Below are 19,102 nucleotides of genomic sequence, written 5' to 3'. Positions count from 1 at the left end.
TCGTAGGTCGCGACGCGGATCGTATCGGCCCCGGCCGACGAAGCCGCACAGGCAAGGAGAAGCGCGGTCAGGCCGGCAGGAAGCCCGGATCGGCGTCCACCTCGGCCCGGCGCCGGCGGCGCAGCGCGATCGTCAGCGCGAGCCGGCGCAGCGCGATCCCGCGCAGGAACAGGCAAACCGGCAGAAAGGCCCATAGCGACATCACCCAGACGAGCAGCAGGTCGCTTCGCAGCATCGACAGGCCGAAGGCCCGTGCGCCGAGCAGCGCCAGCGGCGGCATCAGGTATGGCGCAAGGATCCCTAACGAGATGTTAACGGCCCCAGCGCGTCGCAACCGAGCCACCACATCGCCCCGGGCGTTCGGGTCGCAGGTCGGCAGGTTGATCCAGATGTTAAGCGCGTCGCCGCGCGCGGGCCAACCGAGGACGCGGATGGCGATGGCGAAGACGGAAAGTCCGACGAGGCCGACAAGATAGGCGAGACCGGCCGCCGCCCGCACGGTCTGCGCCTGCACCGGCGTCGCCTCCGTCGGCATCAACCGCAGGATCAGCCAGATCGGGCTCAGAACGAAATCCGTGGCGCCTCCGAGAAGGAGACCCACGGCGAGGACCAGTCGCTGCAGCACCGAGCCGCCGCCCCCCCCGCTGAAGGCGACGGCGATCAGCGTCAGCATCGCGAGCAGGATCGCGAAGCGGATGCGGTTGTAGGGCGGGGCGGAGCGGAACTCGAGGAGGTTCGGGGCCGGGGCGGCGTATTCGGACAGCACGAAGGCGCCCGCGACGAGCGCGGCGAGGATCGTGATCTCGGAGATGTCCGTCGCGCCCGGCAACAGCAGCGATGGCGTCGCCACCATCACCACCACGAGAAGCGCACGAAGGCACGCGCCGGGGAGCTGCCGAATCACAACCTGCCGTTCCTTGCCGGATCGGGCCCCTTATGACGGAACCTCTGATCGTTGATGCCCCGAGCGGGGCGACTGCCTCATTATTGCCATCAACCTGCCTTGTTTAACTTCGGCCAACAAGCTCCTGACCGGCAACAAAAAGGCGTAGCAGGTTTTTATGTGTCCGGAATGCCCCAGGCCCCGCCCGGAATCCGGGAAAGGCTTGCGGTATCCGGCGATCGGGCGGGTGCGCCTCCCGCGGGGCGGGTCAGACCCAGGGACGCTCCTGCGCGGCGCGGCTTTCGAAGGCGTCGATCGCCGCGCCCTTCTCCATCGTCAGGCCGATATCGTCGAGCCCGTTCAGGAGACAGTGCTTCCTGAAGCTGTCGACCTCGAACGCGTAGGCGGTGCCGTCGGTGCCGCTCACGGTCTGGTTTTCCAGATCGACGGTGATCCGGGCGTTCTCGCCGTTCTTCGCGTCCTCCATCAGCGCGTCGACCTGCTTCTGCGGCAGGACGATGGGGAGGATGCCGTTCTTGAAGCAGTTGTTGTAGAAGATGTCGGCATAGCTCGGCGCGATCACGGCGCGAATGCCGAAGTCCAGAAGCGCCCAAGGCGCGTGCTCGCGCGAGGAGCCGCAGCCGAAATTCTCGCCGGAAACGAGGATCTGCGCGTTGCGGTAGGCCGGTTTGTTCAACACGAAGTCCGGATCTTCGGACCCGTCGTCGCGATAGCGCATTTCGTCAAAAAGGTTCACGCCGAGCCCCGAGCGCTTGATCGTCTTCAGGAACTGCTTGGGGATGATCATGTCGGTGTCGACGTTGATGAGCGGCAGCGGCGCCGCCACGCCGGTGATGGTCTCGAACTTGTCCATGATGTCCTCCGGGCTCTGCCCGGACCGCTTACGCTTCGGGGGTGGCGAAGGTCAACGCGGCCCAAAGCGTCCGCCACACCGCGTCGCCCTCCCGCTCCGGCTCGGTGGGCCGGATCTCGACATGGTCGAGCATGTATTCCGTCCCCGGCTCGACCGGCAGCACGGCGCGGCCCTCCGCGTCCGTCCGGTGATAGGTCACCGCGACCGCGCCCGCCGCGTCCCTCGCGAACATCTCGATCTGTCCGTCCGCCCGTGGCGCGCCGCCGTACAGGAGCCGCACGGGAAGCCCGTCCGACAGGTCGTCGGTATAGGGGTTCGCCTCGGCCACGAACTCGACCTCGAAGCCGCGAGCGGCGTCGCGACCGGCGCCGTCCCCGACCGCGACGAGCGCCTTGGCATAGCGGCGATAGGTCTCGCGGAAGCCCGTCTCGGGCAGGCCCCGGTCCAGATGCGCCTGCTGCGCGAAGGCAAAATCCTTGTGCTCGGTGAATCTGGCCCAGCTGTCCCAGTCTTCGTAGGTGACGAAAAGGTTGCCTGTCTCGTGCACGATCGTCAGCAGCCCCTCCGGCAGATCCGCCACGTCGAAGGCCGGATTGTCGCCGATGCGCGCGGGCACCGCCCGCACCTCGCCGTCCATCACCATGTCGAACCGGTTCGAGTTTCCGGGAAGGTAGCTCAACGCCGAACCCTCCAGTTCCTCCCCGTTGCGGAAGGTGGCAGTGACGCGCTCTCCCGGCGCGACGGTGTAGTCCTCCGCCTCGATCCAGAACTCGTGCGCTTGTAGCGGTCCGGCGAGGATGCAAGACGCCAGGGACAGGGCTTTCAGGGAAACGGACATGGCGATATTCCTCCGGTCGGCGCTCAGGGTGGCCCTCCTCGCGCTGCTGTCAATCGCCTGTCCCCTCACGGTTTCGGCACACGAGGTTCAGCCGGCCGTCGCCGATGTCTCGGTGGAGTCCGGGCGCGTGGTCGTCGAGATTTCCGCCGCGCTGGAGCCGGTCATCGCCGGCGTGAACCTGTCGGAGGTCGCCGACACCGACGAGTCGCCGCAGGCCGACCGCAGCGACGCGCTCCGCGCCCTGCCCCCCGATGCGCTCGCCGCCGAGCTCGAGGCCGCCTGGCCCGGCATCGCGTCGCGGATCACCCTTCGATCGGGCGACGTGGCGCTCGTGCCGGAGCTGACCGGGGTGGACGTGCCTGAAGTGGGCGACGTCGAGCTGCGCCGCGACAGCACGCTGACCCTCGCGGCGGACCTTCCGCCCGGCGACGGGCCCGTCGTCTTCGGGTGGGACGCAAGGCTCGGCGGCCTCGTCGTGCGGCAGATCGCCGAAGGCGAGGCCTACGACGCCTACCTCACCGACGGCGCGTTGTCGGAGCCGATGCCCCGGACGGGCGTAGCCACGCAGACGGTCGGCCAGGCCATGCTGCGCTACGTGGTTTCGGGGTTCGACCACATCATCCCGAAGGGGCTCGACCATATCCTCTTCGTACTGGGGCTTTTCTTCTATTCGCTGAGGTGGCGGCCCCTCCTGTGGCAGGTCTCGGCCTTCACGATCGCCCATACCGTCACGCTGGCACTCGCCACGCTCGGGATCGTGCAGACGACGATGTGGATCGTGGAGGCGCTGATCGCGCTTTCCATCGTCTGGGTCGCGGTCGAGAACATCTGGCGGGGCGGCCGCGGCCGGATCGGCTGGGGGCGGATCGCGGTGGTCTTCGGCTTCGGCCTCCTGCACGGGATGGGCTTCGCCTCGGTCCTGTCCGAGTTCGGGCTGGGCAGCCATTTCGTCGCCTCGCTCGTCTCGTTCAACGTAGGCGTCGAGATCGGGCAGCTGACCGTGATCGCGGCGGCGTTCCTGCTCCTCGGCCTGCCCTTCGGCGACAGGCCCTGGTACCGGCGGCGCATCGCCATTCCCGGCTCGCTCGTGATCGCGACGATCGCGGCCTATTGGGTTCTGAACCGGATCGGGCTGCTGGGCGACCTGCCGTACCTGACCTGAGAGCGGGCGACGCGGCCGCCCGGCGTCTCAACTCAGCAGCGACAGGAGCGCCCGCTCCCCCCGGCGCAGACCGTCGGGACCGGGGGGCGCCTCGATCTCGCGCCATTCCTCGGCCAGCGCGATGACCCGGGGATGGACGTAACTGTTCCGCGCGATGGTGGGCGTGTTGTGCAGCGTTTCCGCCGCGGCCTCGGTCATCGCCTTGATCGTCACGCCGTCGCCCGCCCTTATCGCCGCCTCGAGCGCGGCCACGGAGCCGTTCCAGGTGCGGAAGGTCTTGGCCGTCGCGCCTTCGAGCCCCGTCGCCTCCCGCAGCCATTCGTTCACGTGATCGGCATGCACCGCGTAGGCTTCGTCCCCGACGGTCCACTCGAAGATCGGCGAGCCCGGAAGGTCGGCCAGATCGTGGAGCGCCCGCATCAGCGTCCGGTCGCTCAGCTGCCGGCGTACGCGCTTGCCGCCCTTCGCCGTCCAGTCGAGCCGCACCGCCTTGTCCGACAGCTTCAGGTTGCGCGCCCTGAGCGTCGTCGCGCCCTCGGTCCCGTTCTCGGCGTAGTAGCTGTCCGAGCCGACGCGGATCGACGTCCGGTCGATGAGGCGCAGGACGGCGGCGATCGCGAAGTCCTTCTCGCCCGCCTCGCCGCCCAGGGCCTTCGCGACGCGACGGCGCAGTGCGGGCAGCGCCGTGCCGAAGGCCGGCAACTCGGCGTATTTCTTGGTCGAGCGCCATTCGGACCATTGCGGGTGGTAGCGGTACTGCTTCCGCGTCCGCTCGTCGTAGCCCGTCGCCTGCAGATGGCCACGCGTGCGGGGGCTGATCCAGACGTGCTTGTAGGCGGGCGGTACGGCCAGCGCGTTGAGCCGCTCGCGCTCCTTCACGTCGTCGATCGTCGTGCCGTCGGGCGCCTTGTAGGACCAGCCGCGCCCGGCGCGACGCCGCGTGATGCCGGGGCGGTCGTCCGGGTAATAGATCAGGTCGGGCAAATCCATGCCCGGCAAACGCCCGGGCGGCCGTCGCCGGTTCCGCGCTAAAGCGACGCGGTGATGCCACCGTCGACGTAGATCACGGTGCCGTTCACGAAGCTCGACGCCTCCGACGACAGGAAGATGCAGGCGCCCACCAGCTCCTCGACCCGGCCCCAGCGGCCGGCGGGCGTGCGCTTCGCCAGCCATTCGGTGAAATCCGCGTCTTCGACCAGCGCGCGGTTGAGCGGCGTGTCGAAATAGCCAGGGGCCAGCCCGTTGCATTGCAGCCCGTGCCTGGCCCAATCCGTCGCCATGCCCTTCGTCAGGTTGGCCACAGCCCCCTTTGTCGCGGTGTAGGGGGCGATCCCCGGCCGGGCGAGCGCGGTCTGCACGGAGCAGATGTTGACGATCTTGCCCGCCCCGCGCCCGATCATGTGCCGCGCCACGGCCTGCCCCACATGGAAGACGCTGGCGATGTTGGTCTGAAGCAGGCGCTCGAACGCATCGACCGGAAAATCCTCGAGCGGGGTGCGGTGCTGCATCCCCGCATTGTTGACGAGAATGTCGATCGCCCCCCGCTCGGCCTCGAACCCGTCGATGGCTTCGCGGACCGCGACGTGGTCGGTCGCGTCGAAGCAGAGCGCCTCGACTTCCGCCCCTTCGAGGCGCAGGGATTCCGCCGCCCGGTCGAGCTTCGCCACGTCGCGCCCGTTCAGCACGATGGACGCGCCCGCCGCCGCCAGACCGCGTGCGAGGGCGATCCCGATCCCCTGGCTCGATCCGGTCACGAGGGCGCGCCTGCCGGCGAGATCGAAGAGCGTCGTGGACATCGCGGAGCCTCGGCTGCATGGATCGGAAACCCTTTCCCTAGCGAGGCGTCCCCATGAAATCCATCGTCATTCATGGCGCACGCGACCTGCGGATCGAGGACGGCCCCGTCGAAACGCCCGGCCCCGGACAGGTGCAGGTGCGCATGGCGGCAGGCGGCATCTGCGGGTCGGACCTGCATTACTACCAGCACGGCGGGATCGGAACGGCGATCCGCGTGCGCGAGCCGCTGGTGCTCGGACACGAGGTGTCCGGCCATGTCGCGGCACTCGGACCCGGCGTGGAGGGGCTGTCGGTCGGGCAGCTCGTGGCAGTCTCGCCGTCGCGGCCCTGCGGGGAATGCCGGTATTGCCTGGAAGGGAAGCCCAACCACTGCCTCAACATGCGATTTTACGGCTCCGCCATGCCGTTTCCGCACATTCAGGGCGCGTTCCGCGAGGTGCTCGTCGCCGAGGCGGCGCAATGCGTCCCGGCCGACGGGTTGACCCCTGCGGAGGCCGCGATGGCCGAGCCGCTCGCCGTCTGCCTCCATGCCACGCGGCAGGCCGGCGAGATGGTCGGCCGCGCGGTGCTCGTGACCGGCTGCGGCCCGGTCGGCATCCTGTCGATCCTCTGCGCCCGGCGCGCGGGGGCGGATCTGATCGTCGCGACCGACCTGTCGGATTTCACGCTGGAGATGGCGCGGACGGCCGGTGCGGACGCGACGGTGAACATGCGGAACGGCGACCTTTCGGCTTGGGAGGCGGAGAAGGGGACGTTCGACGTGCTCTACGAATGTTCCGGCGCGGCGCCGGCGCTCGCCGCCGGGATCGCGGCGATGCGGCCGGGGGGCACGGTCGTCCAGCTCGGCCTCGGCGGCGACATGGTCGTCCCGATGCAGGCGCTGACCGCGAAGGAGCTGACGCTCCGGGGCAGCTTCCGCTTCCATGAGGAGTTCGCCGCCGGCGTGTCGCTGATGCGGAAGGGGCTGATCGACGTCGGGCCGTTCGTCACCCACAGCTTCGGGGTCGAGGACGTGATCGAGGCCTTCGAGACGGCGGGCGACCGCAGCCGCGCGATGAAGGCGCAGATCGCCTTCAGCTAGGCGCCGCCGTCGAGCCGCGCACCACCAGACGCGACGGCAGCATCCGCCGCCCCGGCCGGAGCGGCGCGCCACCGGACAGCGCCTCCACCAGCAGGGTCGCCGCCCGCCGGCCCAAAAGGTCGCGCGGCTGATGCACCGTCGTCAGCGGCGGGATGAACCGGTCCCCGAACTCGATGTCGTCGAAGCCCACCACGCTCACGTCGCGCGGGCAGGCGAACCCTTTCCGGTCGCATTCGCTGACGAAGCCGATCGCGGATTCGTCGGAGGCGCAGACCACGGCCGTCGCCCGGTCCGGCACGGCCGCCCAGCGGACCGCCGCCGCCGCCCCGCTCCGCATCGTGAAGTCGCCCGGCAAACGGTCCGGCGCCGCCACGGCCAGCCCGAGCCGCCGCATCGCGGCCTCGTATCCCGCCGCCCGCGCGACGCTCAGCACGTTGCCGGACGGCCCGGACAGGAAGGCGATCCGGCGATGGCCGAGCCCGGCCAGGTGGTCCACAGCCTGTCCGATCCCGCCGGCATTGTCGGTCCCGATGGAGGACAGGTCCACGCCCTCCAGCCATTCGCAGACCATCACCACCGGCACCGTCCAGCTCGCCACGATGGCCGGGTCCACCGCCCCGTCGAGCAGCAGGATGCCATCGGTGCGCCCGTCGGTGCCGATGGCCGAAAGGCGCGCCGCCTCGACCTGCGAATCCGAGATCTGCACCACCAGCCCGGCCGATCCGGCGACGTCCTGCACGGCCGCGACGATGCGGCTGAAGAAGGTGTTGGCGAGGTTCGGCGCGAGCAGGGTGATCGCCCGGGCCCGGCGAGAGCGCAGGTCGCGCGCGGCGGCGTTCACCCGGTAGCCCGTCGCCGCCACCGCCCGGAGCACGCGGGCGCGGGTGATCTCCTCCACCCGGTCGGGCCGCGACAGCGTCCGGCTGACCGTGGCGGTGGAGACGCCCGCAAGTTGCGCGACATCGGCGATCCGGGGCTTGCGCGTCATTCGAACCGTTCCTTTGCGAGCGGCTTGCCAGACGATGTGGACCGTGTAAACGATTACATGAGCGGTGCGCCGGAGGGGGCGAACCACCCGCCGAGGGAGGATAGCGATGAAGACGATCAAGGGCCCCGGCCTGTTTCTGGCGCAGTTCGCCGGCGACGCGGCCCCGTTCGACAGCTGGACCGGCATCACGGAATGGGCGGCCGATTGCGGCTATGCCGGTGTGCAGGCGCCGAGCTGGGACGCACGGTTCCTCGACCTCTCGAAAGCGGCGGAAAGCAAGGATTACTGCGAGGAATGGGCCGGTCAGGCGCGCGCGAACGGCGTGGAGGTGACCGAGCTTTCCACCCACCTGCAGGGCCAGCTCGTCGCCGTCCATCCGGCCTACGACGTGGCCTTCGACGGCTTCGCCGATCCCTCGGTCCACGGCAACCCGAAAGCGCGGCAGGAATGGGCGGTGGAGCAGGTGCGCATGGCGATCACCGCGTCGCGGCATCTCGGGATCGACCGGATGGCGAGCTTTTCCGGCGCGCTGGCCTGGCCCTACGTCTATCCCTGGCCGCAGCGCCCCGCGGGCCTCGTCGACGCGGCCTTCGACGAGCTCGCCGCGCGCTGGCGCCCGATCCTCGACCACGCGGAGGAGAACGGCGTCGACATCTGCTACGAGATCCATCCCGGCGAGGACCTGCACGACGGCGTGACCTTCGAGATGTTCCTCGACCGCCTGAATCAGCATCCGCGGGCGAACATGCTCTACGACCCGAGCCATTACGTGCTGCAATGCCTCGATTACCTCGACAACATCGACATCTACCGCGACCGCATCCGGATGTTCCACGTCAAGGACGCGGAGTTCAACCCGACGGGGCGGCAGGGCGTCTATGGCGGCTACCAGTCCTGGGTGGACCGCGCCGGCCGGTTCCGGTCGCTGGGCGACGGTCAGGTCGATTTCGGCGCGGTGTTCTCCAAGATGGCGGCGAACGATTTCGACGGCTGGGCCGTGGTCGAGTGGGAATGCGCCCTGAAGCACCCCGAGGACGGCGCGCGCGAAGGGTCGCGATTCGTTCGCGACCATATCATCCGCGTGACGCCGCAGGCCTTCGACGACTTCGCCGCGGGCGGCACCGACGACGCGGCCAACCGCGCCATGCTGGGGCTGGATCGGTGAGCCGCATCCGTCTGGGCATGGTCGGTGGCGGGTCCGGCGCGTTCATCGGCGGGGTGCACCGCATCGCGTCCCGGCTCGACGACCGGTTCGAGCTGGTCGCCGGCGCGCTCAGCGCGACGCCGGAAAAGGCGGAAGCGTCGGGCCGCGCGCTCGGGCTCGATCCGAAGCGGAGCTACGGCGACTACGCGGAGATGGCCCGTCGCGAGACGCGGCTCCGCGACGGGATCGAGGCGGTTGCGATCGTCACGCCGAACCACGTCCACTTCCCCGCCGCGCGGGAGTTCCTGCGCCGCGGCATCCACGTCATCTGCGACAAGCCGCTGACCTCGACGCTGGCGGACGCGAAGAAGATGGCCGCGGCGGCGGAGAAGTCCGACGCGCTCTTCGTGCTGACCCACAACTACACCGGCTACCCGATGATCAGGCAGGCGCGCCGCATGGTGACCGAAGGCGCAATCGGGAAGGTCCGGCTGGTGCAGGTCGAATACGCGCAGGACTGGCTGACGGAGGCGGCGGAGGCCACGGGCGACAACAAGCAGGCCGAATGGCGCACCGATCCCGAACGCTCCGGCGCGGGCGGCGCGATCGGCGACATCGGCACCCATGCCTTCAACCTCGCGGAGTTCGTGAGCGGGCTCGCCGTCGAAAGCCTCGCCGCCGACCTGCAAAGCTTCGTCGAGGGGCGCCGGGTGGACGACAACGCCCACATGCTGCTGCGCTACGCGAGCGGCGCGCGTGGGACGCTCTGGTGCAGTCAGGTCGCGCCGGGCAACGAGAACGGGCTGCGCCTGCGGGTCTACGGCGACCGGGGCGGGCTCGAATGGGCGCAGGAGGATCCGGGCTATCTCTGGCACACACCCTTTGGCGAGCCGAAGCGCAAGCTCACGCGCGGCGGCGCAGGTTTCACGGAGGAGAGCGGCAGCCGTATTCCGGCGGGACATCCCGAAGGTTATCTCGAGGGCTTCGCGAACATCTATTCCGAAGCCGCCGACCTGATCGAGGCGCGCCGGGAGGGCCGGACGCCGGAACACCTCCTGCCGACGGTCGCGGACGGGCTGCGCGGCGTGCGCTTCATCGACGCCTGCATCCGCTCCGCCAAGCGCAACGCCGCCTGGGTCGAGCTGTGAAGCTCACGCTCTCCGGCATCGACCGCCGTTTCGGCGACGTGCAGGTGCTGTTCGACGTCGATCTCGTCCTGAACCCGGGCGAGGTGCACGCGCTGATCGGGGAGAACGGGGCGGGCAAGTCCACGACGATGAAGATCATGTCGGGCTACCTCGCGCCCACCGCCGGGCAGGTCCTGCTCGACGACGCGCCGGTGACCTTCGCCGGCTCGCAGGACGCGGAAGCGCGCGGCGTCGTGCTGATCCACCAGGAGTTCAACCTCGCCGAGCAGCTTACCGTGGAGCAGAACGTCTTTCTCGGCCACGAGCTGAAGCGCGGCCCGTTCCTCGACAAACGGGCGATGCGGGCGCGGACGCGGGAGCTTCTGGATCGTCTGAATTGCCAGGTCTCGCTCGACGCGCGGGTGCGCGACATCTCCAACCCCGACAAGCAGATGGTGGAGATCGCCAAGGCCCTTGGACGTGAGGCGCGCGTGCTGGTCATGGACGAGCCGACCGCCGTCCTGACAGAGCGGGAGGCGGAGGTGCTGTTCGAGCAGGTCGACCGGCTTCGCGCGGAGGGCGTCGCCCTCCTGTTCACGTCCCACAAGCTCGACGAGGTGAAGCGGATTTCCGACCGCGTGACCGTCATGCGCGATGGCCGCGTCGTGGCGCAGGCGGCGACCGCGGAGATGAGCGAGGACGACATGGCGACCGCGATGGTCGGCCGCGACGTCTCCAGCCTTTATCCCGCGCGCACGCGCCCCGTCGGTGAGGAGGTCGTGCTTTCCGTGCGGGGCCTCAGCGTGCCCGGTCACGCCGCGGATGTCTCCTTCGACCTCCGTCGCGGCGAAATCCTCGGGATCGCGGGCCTGATCGGGTCGGGCCGGACCGAGACGATGGAGGGGCTGGTCGGGCTCAGGACCGCGACCGGCCGGATCGAGATGCACGGGCGGGAGGTCCGCTTCGACCGCCCGCGCGCCGCGCTCGCGGCGGGGGTGGCCTACCTCACGGAGGACCGCAAGGCGCGCGGCCTCCTGCTCGCCAAGGGCATGCGCGAGAACCTGACCCTTCAAAGCCTGTCCGACTTCACCGCGTTCCTGATCGACGAGCGGGCGGAGGATCGCGCGCTTGACCGCGCCATCGCCGATTTCGACATCCGCGCGCCGCACCGGAAGGTGGAGGTGGGCAACCTGTCCGGCGGCAACCAGCAGAAGCTGCTCCTCGCCAAGACCATGCTCGCCGACCCGGAGATCGTCGTCATCGACGAGCCGACGCGCGGCATCGACATCGGCACCAAGCAGCAGATCTACGCCTTCATCCACGCGCTGGTGGCGGACGGGAAATCCGTCATCGTCATCTCCTCGGAGATGCAGGAGGTGATCGGCCTCGCCGACCGCATCCTCGTCATGCGGCAGGGCCGCGTCGCGGGCGAGCTCACCGGCGACGAGATCGGCGAAGACCGGATCGTGCGCCTCGCCATGGGGCTCGACGGGATGCGGGGGGCGGCGGCATGAAGCCCGATCTTCACGTCCTCGGCCCGATCCTCGCGCTCGTCGCCCTGATCCTCGTCGGCGCGGCGATGAACTCGAACTTCCTCAGCGCGGCGAACGTGACCAACGTACTGTCGCGCTCGGCCTTTATCGGCATCATCGCGGTCGGCATGACCTTCGTCATCACTGCGGGCGGGCTCGACCTATCCGTGGGCTCCATGGCGGCCTTTATCGCCGGGCTGATGATCCTCGTGATGAACGGCCTCCTGCCGACGATGGGGCCGGGCTGGCCGCTCGTGGGCGTGGGCGTCGGCGCGGCGATCGTCGCGGGCCTCATCGCGGGGTTCCTGAACGGCTTTCTCGTCACGACGATGCGGATCGAGGCGTTCATCGTCACGCTCGGCACGATGGGCATCTACCGCTCGCTCGTCACATGGCTCGCCGACGGCGGCACGCTTTCGCTCGATTTCGGGATGCGCACGGTGATCCGGCCGATCTACTACGACGGCATCCTCGGGATCAGCTGGCCGATCATCGTCTTCGCGCTGGTCGCCGTGCTGGGCGAGATCGTGATGCGCCGCGGCGCCTTCGGCCGGCATGCCGCGGCGGTCGGCTCCAACGATCAGGTGGCGCGGTATTCCAGCGTCGACGTGAACCGCGTGCGGATGCTGACCTACGTGTTCCTGGGCCTTCTCGTCGGGATCGCCACGATCATGTACGTCCCCCGCCTCGGCTCCGCCTCGTCCTCGACCGGCGTGCTGTGGGAGCTGGAGGCGATCGCGGCCGTCATCATCGGCGGCACGATGCTCAAGGGCGGGTTCGGCCGCATCTGGGGCACGGTGATCGGCGTCCTGATCCTGAGCCTGATCGACAACATCCTGAACCTGACCGACGGGGTCAGCCCCTACCTGAACGGGGCGATCCAGGGCGTCATCATCATTCTCGCCGTCATCTTGCAGCGGGAACGCAAGGCCGGGGGCTGAACCCTCGGAACACCCAAGGGAGGACCGACATGAAACATCTCACGACAACGCTTCTCGGCGCCGCGCTCGCGACCGCGACCGCCCTGCCTGCTTTCGCGCAGGAGACGCAGGTGATCGGCGTCTCGATCCCCGCGGCGACGCATGGCTGGGCCGGCGGCATGAACTTCCACGCGCAGGAGGCGATCGACCGGCTGGAGGAGGTCTATCCGGAGCTCGACTTCGTGCTCGCCACGGCGTCCGATCCCTCGAAGCAGGTCAACGACATCGAGGACATGCTCGCCACGCGGAACATCTCCGCGCTTGTCGTTCTGCCCTTCGAATCCGAGCCGCTGACCGGCCCGGTCAAGGCCGTCGCCGACAGCGGGGCCTGGGTCACGGTGGTCGATCGCGGGCTGGCGCAGGAGGGGATCGAGGATCTCTATGTCGCGGGCGACAATTCCGGGTTCGGCCGGGTCTCGGGCGAGTACATGACCGGGGCGCTGCCCGATGGCGGCCAGATCGTGGCGCTGCGCGGCATCCCCACGACCATCGACAACGAGCGGGTCGAAGGGTTCGAGCAGGCCATCGAAGGCTCCGGCATCGAGATCATCGACATGGAGCACGGCAACTGGAACCGCGACGACAGCTTCACCGTCATGCAGGACTTCCTGTCGAAGCACGACCGGATCGACGCGGTCTGGGCCTCCGACGACGACATGGCGGTGGGCGTGCTCGCCGCGATCGAGGCGGCGGGGCGCGACGACGTGCAGTTCGTCCTCGGCGGGGCCGGCATGAAGGAGATGATCGCCCGCACCCGCGACGGCGATCCGATGATCCCCGCGAACGTCACCTACCCGCCGGCGATGATCGCCACCGCGATCGAGCTCACCGCCGTCGGCCTGACCTCCTCCGCGCCGGTTTCGGGCACGTTCACCATCGGCTCCGTCCTCGTGACGCAGGAGAATGCGGAGGACTACTACTTCGAGGACAGCCCGTTCTGATCGGGTTCCGAACCCCGGGGTCCCGTTCGGCCCGGCATCCCCGCCGGGCCGCTTTCGGCGTGGTCTCCGCTGATGCCATCCTGTACGACGGCGCGCGAACCGTCCGGGCAGGGGGACGCGCATGGCCGGAACCATTCTATTCCTCGCGGGGACGTCGCTGGTCGTCTTCGTCTTCTACGATTTCCTCCGCACGACCATCAGCATGGCGGGTCTCGGGCCGCTCAGCTTCCGGATCACCTATGCGCTCTGGCGGCTGGCGGGCCGTCTGGTGCCGCGACTGGAGCGCCGCTTCGGGCTGGGCCTGCGAAACCTGATCGGACCCCTGATCCTGACGGCGATCGCGTTCGCCTGGATCATCCTCCATCTCATCGGCTACACCGCCATGTTCGCGGCAGGGCGGTCGCTGGCGAAGACGGAGACCGGCGCCGAGGCCTCGCTGCTCGAGACGGTCGCCTTCGTCGGCGCCTCGCTCTCCACCCTCGGCGCGTCGATCGTCGAGCCGACGAACGGGTGGTGGGACAACCTGTCGATGATCGCGGCGGTCAACGGCATGGTCGTGCTGACGCTGTCGGTCAGCTTCATCCTGACCATCCTGCAGATCACCACAGCGGCCCGGGCCTTCGCCCTCCGCGTCCATACGCTGACCGATACGGAACCGGACGACCCGTCGCGGCAACTCGAACGGATCGCCCCGCTCGGTCCGGAGTTCTGCAGTCTCGTGACGCAGGTCACGGCCTCGCCCCTGCCCGGCGTCTTCGTGCCCGACGACCCGGCCATGGATTTCCCCGCCGCCATCGTCCGGGTCTGCCGCATACTGGACCGGGCCGAGGACGAGGCCGCACGGGGCCGGATCCCGCGCGGCCGGACGGCCGAGCTCGAACGGGCGGCGACGCGGCTGGGACGTCTGGCCCTGCGACGGCCCGAACCGACCCTCGCGGCCGCCCGGCGCTGGGCCGAGGATCACGACCTGCGCCGCTAGGGAGCCGTCAGGCCAGATGCGTCTTCGCCAGCATCATGTGAATGCCCTTGTGGCCGTTCACCGTCTGCGTGACGTGAAGGTCGCCGGCGAGCGAGCAGAGCATGTAGGCTTCTTCCCGCGTCAGGCCCTTCAGGGCCACGATCAGGTCGATCATGTCGCGCGTCGCGTCCTCCGCGCAGCGGTCGAGCGTGGGATGCGTGGCGAGCGTGATCCAGTGCGTCGGCGTTTCGGCCCGGATACGGGGGGGCAGGTCGTCGCGGAGCGTCAGACGGAACCGCCCCTCCAGCGCCGTCTCGATGGCGGTGATGCAGACTTCGCCGTCGCCCTGCGCCCCGTGTCCGTCGCCGCAGGAGAAGAGCGCACCGTCCGCGTGGATCGGCAGATAGAGCGTCGTACCCGCCACGAGCTCCTTGCAGTCGATGTTGCCGCCATGCGCGCGCGGCTCGATGGTGGAGATGCGGCCCCAGTTCGGCGGCGGCGCCACGCCCATCACTCCGAAGAACGGCGCAAGGGGGAGGTCCGCGCCCCACGGCATCCGCGCCGTCATCGCCTCCGCGTCGAGGCGCAGGATGTGGGTCGTGGGCGTGTCGAACTCGAGCGGCAACGTCCCGGCCAGCGGGCGGATCACGTTGTAGCCCCAGTCCTGGCGCAGCGCGACGTCGAGAATGTCGACCTGCAGCACCTGTCCCGCCTTCGCGCCGTGGACCGCGACCGGTCCCGTCAGGACGTGGCCCGGCCGCCCCGGCAGGCCCTTCGCGTGGATGGCCAGTAGCTCGGGCGGCACGTGGAAGCCCGCGCCCGGCAGCATGTCCGGCCCGCCGGAAACGGTGCGGATCGTGACATCCGCCCCGCTCTCCACCTCCGCGACCGGCTCGAGCGTGGCATCGAAGTAGCCCCAGTGGCAGGTGTTCGGTCCGGCATCGACGATCATGCCGGCAGCCTCCGTTCCGCCAGCGTGACCCACCAGCTGCAGCCCGCCGGAATGATCTCGTCGTTGAAGTCGTATTCCGGGTGGTGCAGCCCGGCGGACGGGCCGTTGCCGATCTGGATATAGGCGCCGGGGCAGACCTCGAGCATGTAGGCGAAGTCCTCGCCCCCCGTGGTCCGCGGCGCGTCGGTGTCCACATGGCCGGCGACGTCGCGGGCGGCCTCGGCGGCGTGGCGCGTCTCCGCCTCGTGGTTCGCCATGACCGGATAGGGCACCTCCTCGAGGTGGAACGTCGCCCTGGCGCCGTAGGCGGCGGCGGTCGCCTCCACGAGCCGGCGGATGTCGTCCACCGCCTTTGCCCGGGTCCCCTTGTCGAAGCTGCGGATCGTGCCGCGCAGGGTCGCGCGGTCGGGAATGACGTTGAACGCTTCGGTGTCGGTATGGAAGGCGGTCACCGAAACGACCAGCGGCTGCTGCGGATCGGTGTTGCGCGCGACGACCGATTGCAGCGCCATCACGATGGCGGAGGCCGTGAGCGTGGTGTCGACGGTGTTATGCGGCCGCGCCGCGTGCCCGCCCCGGCCCTGAACGTCGATGCGGAAGCTGTCGACCGAGGCGTAGAACGGCCCCGGCCGGATCGCGAACGCGCCGGCGGGCAACATCGGCGAATTGTGCATCCCGTAGATCTCGGCGATCCCGAACCGCTCGATCAGCCCGTCCTCCAGCATCGCCTTCGCGCCCGCCCCGCCCTCCTCGGCCGGCTGGAACACGACGGCCACGGTGCCGGCGAAGTTGCGCGTCTCGGCAAGGTACTTCGCCGCGCCCAGAAGCATCGCGGTGTGGCCGTCATGGCCGCAGGCATGCATCACCCCCGGCACGGTGGAGGCGTGATCCGCACCCGTCGCCTCCCGGACCGGCAGCGCGTCCATGTCGGCGCGCAGCCCGATCGTCGGCCCCGCGTCCCTGCCCCGGATCAGACCGACCACGCCGGTCCGCCCGATTCCCTCGTGCACCTCGTCGCAGCCGAAGTCGCGGAGGCGGTCGGCCACCGCCCCGGCGGTGCGGTGCACGTCGTATTGCAGTTCCGGATGCGCGTGCAGGTCGCGGCGCCACACGGTGATCTCCGGCAGCAATTCGGCGAAGCGGTTGCGGATGGGCATGGGCGTTCCTTTCTCAGTGGTCGGGTGGGGATGTCTTCGGCCGCTCCGCCGCGGCGGGGACGACGACCTGCCGCCCGCCTGCGCGCGCGATGGCCGCCTTGCCGCGCACCGTCAGGTCGCTGACGAAGACGAACTGGTCGCGCATGTCGAACGGATAGGCCTTGAGCCGGTAATGCGTGCCGCAGGGCGTCTCCGACAGGATGACGACGACCGGGTTGTCGTAATCGAGATAGGCGCTCGTCATCGCGACGTCGCGAAGCGCGGCGCGCAGCGCCCTGGCGTCGTGGTCGGGCGCGACCCAGAAGTCGGCCACGCACATCAGCGTCCGCGCGCCGTCGTTGCCGTTGACGATGTTCTCCTGCCAGAGCCGTATATGCGGCGCCGTCACGATGTCGTCGGACGGCGTCCGCAGGGTGATCGCGCGCAGGCCCACGTTCTGGACCTCGCCGTAATCCTCGCCGACCTTGACCCAGTCGCCGGGACGGTAGGGCTTCTCGAAGATAGCGACAACGCCGGCGATCAGGCTGCTGACGTAATCCTTGAAGGCGAAGCCGATGGCGACGCTGGCCGCGCCGGCGATGACGAGGAAGTTCTGGAAGGTGACGTTGAAGACGATCGGGATGATCCAGACAATCGCCCCGAACAACAGGAACAGCCGGATCAGCGGCACCGCCCCCAGCACGTAAAGGCGCAGCTGGCTCGGCCCGTTATGCGCAAGAAGCGGAAAGGTCCGCCGGACGAAAACGATGATGGCCCAAGTGCCGAGGACGATCAGCGCGATCTTGACGAAGCTGATGTCCTGCAGGTCGTTGATGAGCTTCGCGGCCTTCTCGCTGGCCTCGTCCCCGTTCATCGCTACATCCCGTCCCGTGGAAGTCCGGCATCGCCCAGTGCGGCGCGCACCGAAGGATAGGCGGCCGGCACGACCGAAAGCCGCATGTCCGCCCCCATGCCCACCCGTTCCACCAGCCCGGCCTCGATCAGGACCGGCACGACGTTGTCGGCATCGGCCGACGGCAGGACGCGCGGCAGCAGGCGCGGCGACAGGCCGCCGTGGATCAGGAGTGCGTGAAGGGTGAGCAGCGCGCTCTGCCGGTCGCCCTCGGGCAGTGCGGGCTCCGGCACGGGCGCGATCCAGAACGTGTCGCCGTCGTGGATGTCGGGCACCGCTTCCGCGTCCTCGTCGGGATGCGGATCGCTGATCGATGCCCGCCAGAGCGCCCAGGCCACCCAGGGGATTCCGAGTGATCGGGCGGCGAGGCGGACGAAATATTCGTGCGGCGGCTCCTCCGTCTCGAATACGTTGTCGCCGTTCTCGGCGCGGCGGAACTGCGTGCCCCGGGCGCGGACGGTCTCGGTCGACGCGCCGAACCAGGCCTGCAGACGCGCGCCGTCATAGGCCTGGAACGTGTAGGGCTTCGGCAGGAGCACCGCGGCGTCCGCCGCCTTCGACAGATACGCCCAGGCCCAGCTGTCGCAGCCGACGAAGACCGGCCGCTCGGCCTCGGCGATCGCGGAGAGCAGGGCGCGGATCGTGTCGAGGCCGCCGGCGTCCCGCAGGAACCAGTCCTCCAGATGCGGCACGACGAGGACGTCCTCCCCGGTCAGGTCGGGCGCCGGTGGGCTGGGATCGTTGACGAGGAGCGTACGGTTCGGCGCCTCGATCACGCGAAGATCCTGCGCCCGGGTCCAGGCGTCGATCAGGCCGCGACCGCCCGGCGGCAGGGTGACGACCTGCACGCGCGACCCCGCTTCGGGTCCCGCAAGCCATTCGGCATAGCTGAGCGCGAGGTCGCGCAGAACCGGTTGCCACGGCGGCGGCGGAACGATGTCGTCGAGCCGTTCCGTCGTCGCACGCCCGAGATGCGTCGCATCCACGAGCGGCTCGTCCGGCTTCGTCTGCGCGAGCAGGTTGCGGGCGCGGTCGAACAGACGCTGGAACGTCTCGTCCGCCGGCATGGACGGTTCGGAGAACTGGTTGAGCGTCCGGAAGGGCCTGGGGGCCAGCGGGTCGTCGTCGGGCATGCGCGGTCCTGTCGGTCCCATCGACGCTATCCCGCCCGGCCGCCGTCGGAAAGTGCCCCTTTCGCGGATTCCGGCCTTCACCGATTTCCGCCGTGCGTCCGGCGGCGCGTCACACGATCCGGTCCCGCAGATTGCCGAGGCACAGGTCGCTGATCGCGCCGGCGCGGGTGATCCAGATGCGGTCCCCGGCCACCGCGACATGCGCGAGCGTCCGGCGCAGGTGGCGCAGACGGCAGGACTGTGCGACGATATGGGATGGAGCGCGACGTCCATGTCGTTGGACTGATGTCGGGACTGTGCCGCTCCTCGAAATCGTCGATGATCGTGACTGTCCCCGGTTTCGACATACATACGCCCACCGATTGGCGTCACAGAAGAAGAAACGACGGCGACGCTTGGCTGCGGGTCTTTCCGGGCGGGTGCGTTTCGACGGCACCGAGCGCGTCCGTTGCATCCTTTCGCGCCGCCGGGGCGGCCGTACCCGTTCGGCGGACAGGGAGGAAACGGGTCGTTAACCCTCCTTGTGTACCCCTGCGCGCGATGACGGAGATGTGATCCGTCCTGTTCCGTCAGGTTTCGATCGGCCTTGATTACAGGGCAGGGTCGGCATTTAACCCGAAATCCGCGCGGTCGAGCTGCGCGGTCAGAGACATATGCGGAGAC

Annotated in this window: 18 protein-coding genes; 8 read left to right on the top strand and 10 right to left on the bottom strand. The window is 69.3% G+C overall.

From position 1 onward, the window contains the following. Positions 1-67: 67 nt before the first annotated feature. The 3 genes from Q1B08_RS10630 to Q1B08_RS10620 form a co-directional block, all read right to left on the bottom strand. The gene (locus tag Q1B08_RS10630) at positions 68-904 is read right to left on the bottom strand and encodes a hypothetical protein (RefSeq protein ID WP_299818072.1); all 837 of its coding nucleotides are present in this window, start codon (positions 902-904) and stop codon (positions 68-70) included. Positions 905-1,151: 247 nt separating this feature from the next. Continuing rightward, on the bottom strand, positions 1,152-1,757 hold the full coding sequence (gene leuD, locus Q1B08_RS10625) for a 3-isopropylmalate dehydratase small subunit (RefSeq protein ID WP_299818070.1): 606 nt from the start codon (positions 1,755-1,757) through the stop codon (positions 1,152-1,154). A 28-nt stretch (positions 1,758-1,785) separates the two neighbouring features. Then, a complete protein-coding gene (locus Q1B08_RS10620; RefSeq protein ID WP_299818068.1) occupies positions 1,786-2,595 on the bottom strand; it encodes a DUF4198 domain-containing protein in 810 nt (269 codons plus the stop codon). On the opposite strand from Q1B08_RS10620, the gene Q1B08_RS10615 reads away from it, so the two are divergent. After that, entirely contained in the window at positions 2,594-3,757 is a 1,164-nt protein-coding gene (locus Q1B08_RS10615; RefSeq protein WP_299818066.1) for a HupE/UreJ family protein, read from the top strand. The two genes, Q1B08_RS10620 and Q1B08_RS10615, sit on opposite strands and share 2 nt — an antisense overlap. 27 nt (positions 3,758-3,784) lie before the next feature. Here the strand turns inward: Q1B08_RS10615 and Q1B08_RS10610 are convergent, their stop codons facing one another. Both Q1B08_RS10610 and Q1B08_RS10605 read right to left on the bottom strand, forming a co-directional pair. Further along, a complete protein-coding gene (locus Q1B08_RS10610) occupies positions 3,785-4,747 on the bottom strand; it encodes a DNA topoisomerase IB (protein ID WP_299818064.1) in 963 nt (320 codons plus the stop codon). A 38-nt stretch (positions 4,748-4,785) separates the two neighbouring features. Beyond that, entirely contained in the window at positions 4,786-5,553 is a 768-nt protein-coding gene (locus Q1B08_RS10605) for an SDR family oxidoreductase (RefSeq protein WP_299818062.1), read from the bottom strand. Positions 5,554-5,606: 53 nt separating this feature from the next. Here Q1B08_RS10605 and Q1B08_RS10600 point away from each other — a divergent pair, with 53 nt between their 5' ends. After that, positions 5,607-6,635, top strand: a complete 1,029-nt coding sequence (locus Q1B08_RS10600) for an L-idonate 5-dehydrogenase (protein WP_299818060.1) — start codon at positions 5,607-5,609, stop codon at positions 6,633-6,635. On the opposite strand, the gene Q1B08_RS10595 is transcribed toward Q1B08_RS10600, so the two are convergent. Then, positions 6,628-7,623 carry a LacI family DNA-binding transcriptional regulator gene (locus Q1B08_RS10595; RefSeq protein WP_299818058.1) on the bottom strand — a complete coding sequence of 332 codons (996 nt, stop codon included), beginning with the start codon at positions 7,621-7,623 and terminating at the stop codon, positions 6,628-6,630. The two genes, Q1B08_RS10600 and Q1B08_RS10595, sit on opposite strands and share 8 nt — an antisense overlap. A gap of 106 nt (positions 7,624-7,729) precedes the next feature. On the opposite strand from Q1B08_RS10595, the gene Q1B08_RS10590 reads away from it, so the two are divergent. The 6 genes from Q1B08_RS10590 to Q1B08_RS10565 all read left to right on the top strand — a co-directional run bounded on the left by Q1B08_RS10590 (position 7,730) and on the right by Q1B08_RS10565 (position 14,326). After that, positions 7,730-8,788: a sugar phosphate isomerase/epimerase gene (locus Q1B08_RS10590; RefSeq protein ID WP_299818056.1), complete on the top strand. Its 1,059-nt coding sequence runs from the start codon at positions 7,730-7,732 to the stop codon at positions 8,786-8,788. 17 nt (positions 8,789-8,805) lie between these two features. Beyond that, entirely contained in the window at positions 8,806-9,915 is a 1,110-nt protein-coding gene (locus Q1B08_RS10585) for a Gfo/Idh/MocA family oxidoreductase (protein ID WP_299818333.1), read from the top strand. Beyond that, positions 9,912-11,408 carry a sugar ABC transporter ATP-binding protein gene (locus Q1B08_RS10580; protein WP_299818053.1) on the top strand — a complete coding sequence of 499 codons (1,497 nt, stop codon included), beginning with the start codon at positions 9,912-9,914 and terminating at the stop codon, positions 11,406-11,408. Before Q1B08_RS10585 ends, Q1B08_RS10580 begins: the two co-directional genes overlap by 4 nt. Then, positions 11,405-12,367 carry an ABC transporter permease gene (locus Q1B08_RS10575; protein ID WP_299818050.1) on the top strand — a complete coding sequence of 321 codons (963 nt, stop codon included), beginning with the start codon at positions 11,405-11,407 and terminating at the stop codon, positions 12,365-12,367. The genes Q1B08_RS10580 and Q1B08_RS10575 overlap by 4 nt, the downstream gene beginning before the upstream one ends. Before the next feature lie 29 nt (positions 12,368-12,396). After that, positions 12,397-13,347 carry an ABC transporter substrate-binding protein gene (locus Q1B08_RS10570; protein ID WP_299818047.1) on the top strand — a complete coding sequence of 317 codons (951 nt, stop codon included), beginning with the start codon at positions 12,397-12,399 and terminating at the stop codon, positions 13,345-13,347. A gap of 121 nt (positions 13,348-13,468) precedes the next feature. Continuing rightward, positions 13,469-14,326: a hypothetical protein gene (locus Q1B08_RS10565; protein ID WP_299818044.1), complete on the top strand. Its 858-nt coding sequence runs from the start codon at positions 13,469-13,471 to the stop codon at positions 14,324-14,326. Positions 14,327-14,333: 7 nt separating this feature from the next. Here Q1B08_RS10565 and Q1B08_RS10560 read toward each other — a convergent pair whose 3' ends face one another. Genes Q1B08_RS10560 through Q1B08_RS10545 form a run of 4 tightly spaced genes read right to left on the bottom strand, consistent with a single transcriptional unit; the run spans position 14,334 to position 18,439 of the window. Next, the gene (locus Q1B08_RS10560) at positions 14,334-15,257 is read right to left on the bottom strand and encodes an acetamidase/formamidase family protein (protein WP_299818041.1); all 924 of its coding nucleotides are present in this window, start codon (positions 15,255-15,257) and stop codon (positions 14,334-14,336) included. Beyond that, complete coding sequence (locus tag Q1B08_RS10555; protein ID WP_299818038.1) at positions 15,254-16,414, bottom strand: M20 aminoacylase family protein; 1,161 nt, start codon at positions 16,412-16,414, stop codon at positions 15,254-15,256. The genes Q1B08_RS10560 and Q1B08_RS10555 overlap by 4 nt, the downstream gene beginning before the upstream one ends. Before the next feature lie 13 nt (positions 16,415-16,427). Further along, positions 16,428-17,267: a mechanosensitive ion channel domain-containing protein gene (locus tag Q1B08_RS10550; RefSeq protein WP_299818035.1), complete on the bottom strand. Its 840-nt coding sequence runs from the start codon at positions 17,265-17,267 to the stop codon at positions 16,428-16,430. A 2-nt stretch (positions 17,268-17,269) separates the two neighbouring features. Then, complete coding sequence (locus Q1B08_RS10545; protein WP_299818032.1) at positions 17,270-18,439, bottom strand: hypothetical protein; 1,170 nt, start codon at positions 18,437-18,439, stop codon at positions 17,270-17,272. Between the last annotated feature and the right edge of the window lie 663 nt (positions 18,440-19,102).

Source organism: uncultured Jannaschia sp. (assembly GCF_947494025.1).
GTDB lineage: Bacteria > Pseudomonadota > Alphaproteobacteria > Rhodobacterales > Rhodobacteraceae > Jannaschia.
The sequence above is the reverse complement of the archived record's forward strand: the minus strand, read 5'-3'. Positions and strand labels throughout refer to the sequence as shown.

Bases quoted from the DNA above. Each gene is read 5' to 3' on its own strand.
- leuD (WP_299818070.1), bottom strand. From the start codon at position 1,757: ATGGACAAGTTCGAGACCATCACCGGCGTGGCGGCGCCGCTGCCGCTC.
- Q1B08_RS10615 (WP_299818066.1), top strand. From the start codon at position 2,594: ATGGCGATATTCCTCCGGTCGGCGCTCAGGGTGGCCCTCCTCGCGCTG.
- Q1B08_RS10620 (WP_299818068.1), bottom strand. From the start codon at position 2,595: ATGTCCGTTTCCCTGAAAGCCCTGTCCCTGGCGTCTTGCATCCTCGCC.
- Q1B08_RS10610 (WP_299818064.1), bottom strand. From the start codon at position 4,747: ATGGATTTGCCCGACCTGATCTATTACCCGGACGACCGCCCCGGCATC.
- Q1B08_RS10605 (WP_299818062.1), bottom strand. From the start codon at position 5,553: ATGTCCACGACGCTCTTCGATCTCGCCGGCAGGCGCGCCCTCGTGACC.
- Q1B08_RS10600 (WP_299818060.1), top strand. From the start codon at position 5,607: ATGAAATCCATCGTCATTCATGGCGCACGCGACCTGCGGATCGAGGAC.
- Q1B08_RS10595 (WP_299818058.1), bottom strand. From the start codon at position 7,623: ATGACGCGCAAGCCCCGGATCGCCGATGTCGCGCAACTTGCGGGCGTC.
- Q1B08_RS10590 (WP_299818056.1), top strand. From the start codon at position 7,730: ATGAAGACGATCAAGGGCCCCGGCCTGTTTCTGGCGCAGTTCGCCGGC.
- Q1B08_RS10585 (WP_299818333.1), top strand. From the start codon at position 8,806: ATGGTCGGTGGCGGGTCCGGCGCGTTCATCGGCGGGGTGCACCGCATC.
- Q1B08_RS10575 (WP_299818050.1), top strand. From the start codon at position 11,405: ATGAAGCCCGATCTTCACGTCCTCGGCCCGATCCTCGCGCTCGTCGCC.
- Q1B08_RS10570 (WP_299818047.1), top strand. From the start codon at position 12,397: ATGAAACATCTCACGACAACGCTTCTCGGCGCCGCGCTCGCGACCGCG.
- Q1B08_RS10565 (WP_299818044.1), top strand. From the start codon at position 13,469: ATGGCCGGAACCATTCTATTCCTCGCGGGGACGTCGCTGGTCGTCTTC.
- Q1B08_RS10560 (WP_299818041.1), bottom strand. From the start codon at position 15,257: ATGATCGTCGATGCCGGACCGAACACCTGCCACTGGGGCTACTTCGAT.
- Q1B08_RS10555 (WP_299818038.1), bottom strand. From the start codon at position 16,414: ATGCCCATCCGCAACCGCTTCGCCGAATTGCTGCCGGAGATCACCGTG.
- Q1B08_RS10550 (WP_299818035.1), bottom strand. From the start codon at position 17,267: ATGAACGGGGACGAGGCCAGCGAGAAGGCCGCGAAGCTCATCAACGAC.
- Q1B08_RS10545 (WP_299818032.1), bottom strand. From the start codon at position 18,439: ATGCCCGACGACGACCCGCTGGCCCCCAGGCCCTTCCGGACGCTCAAC.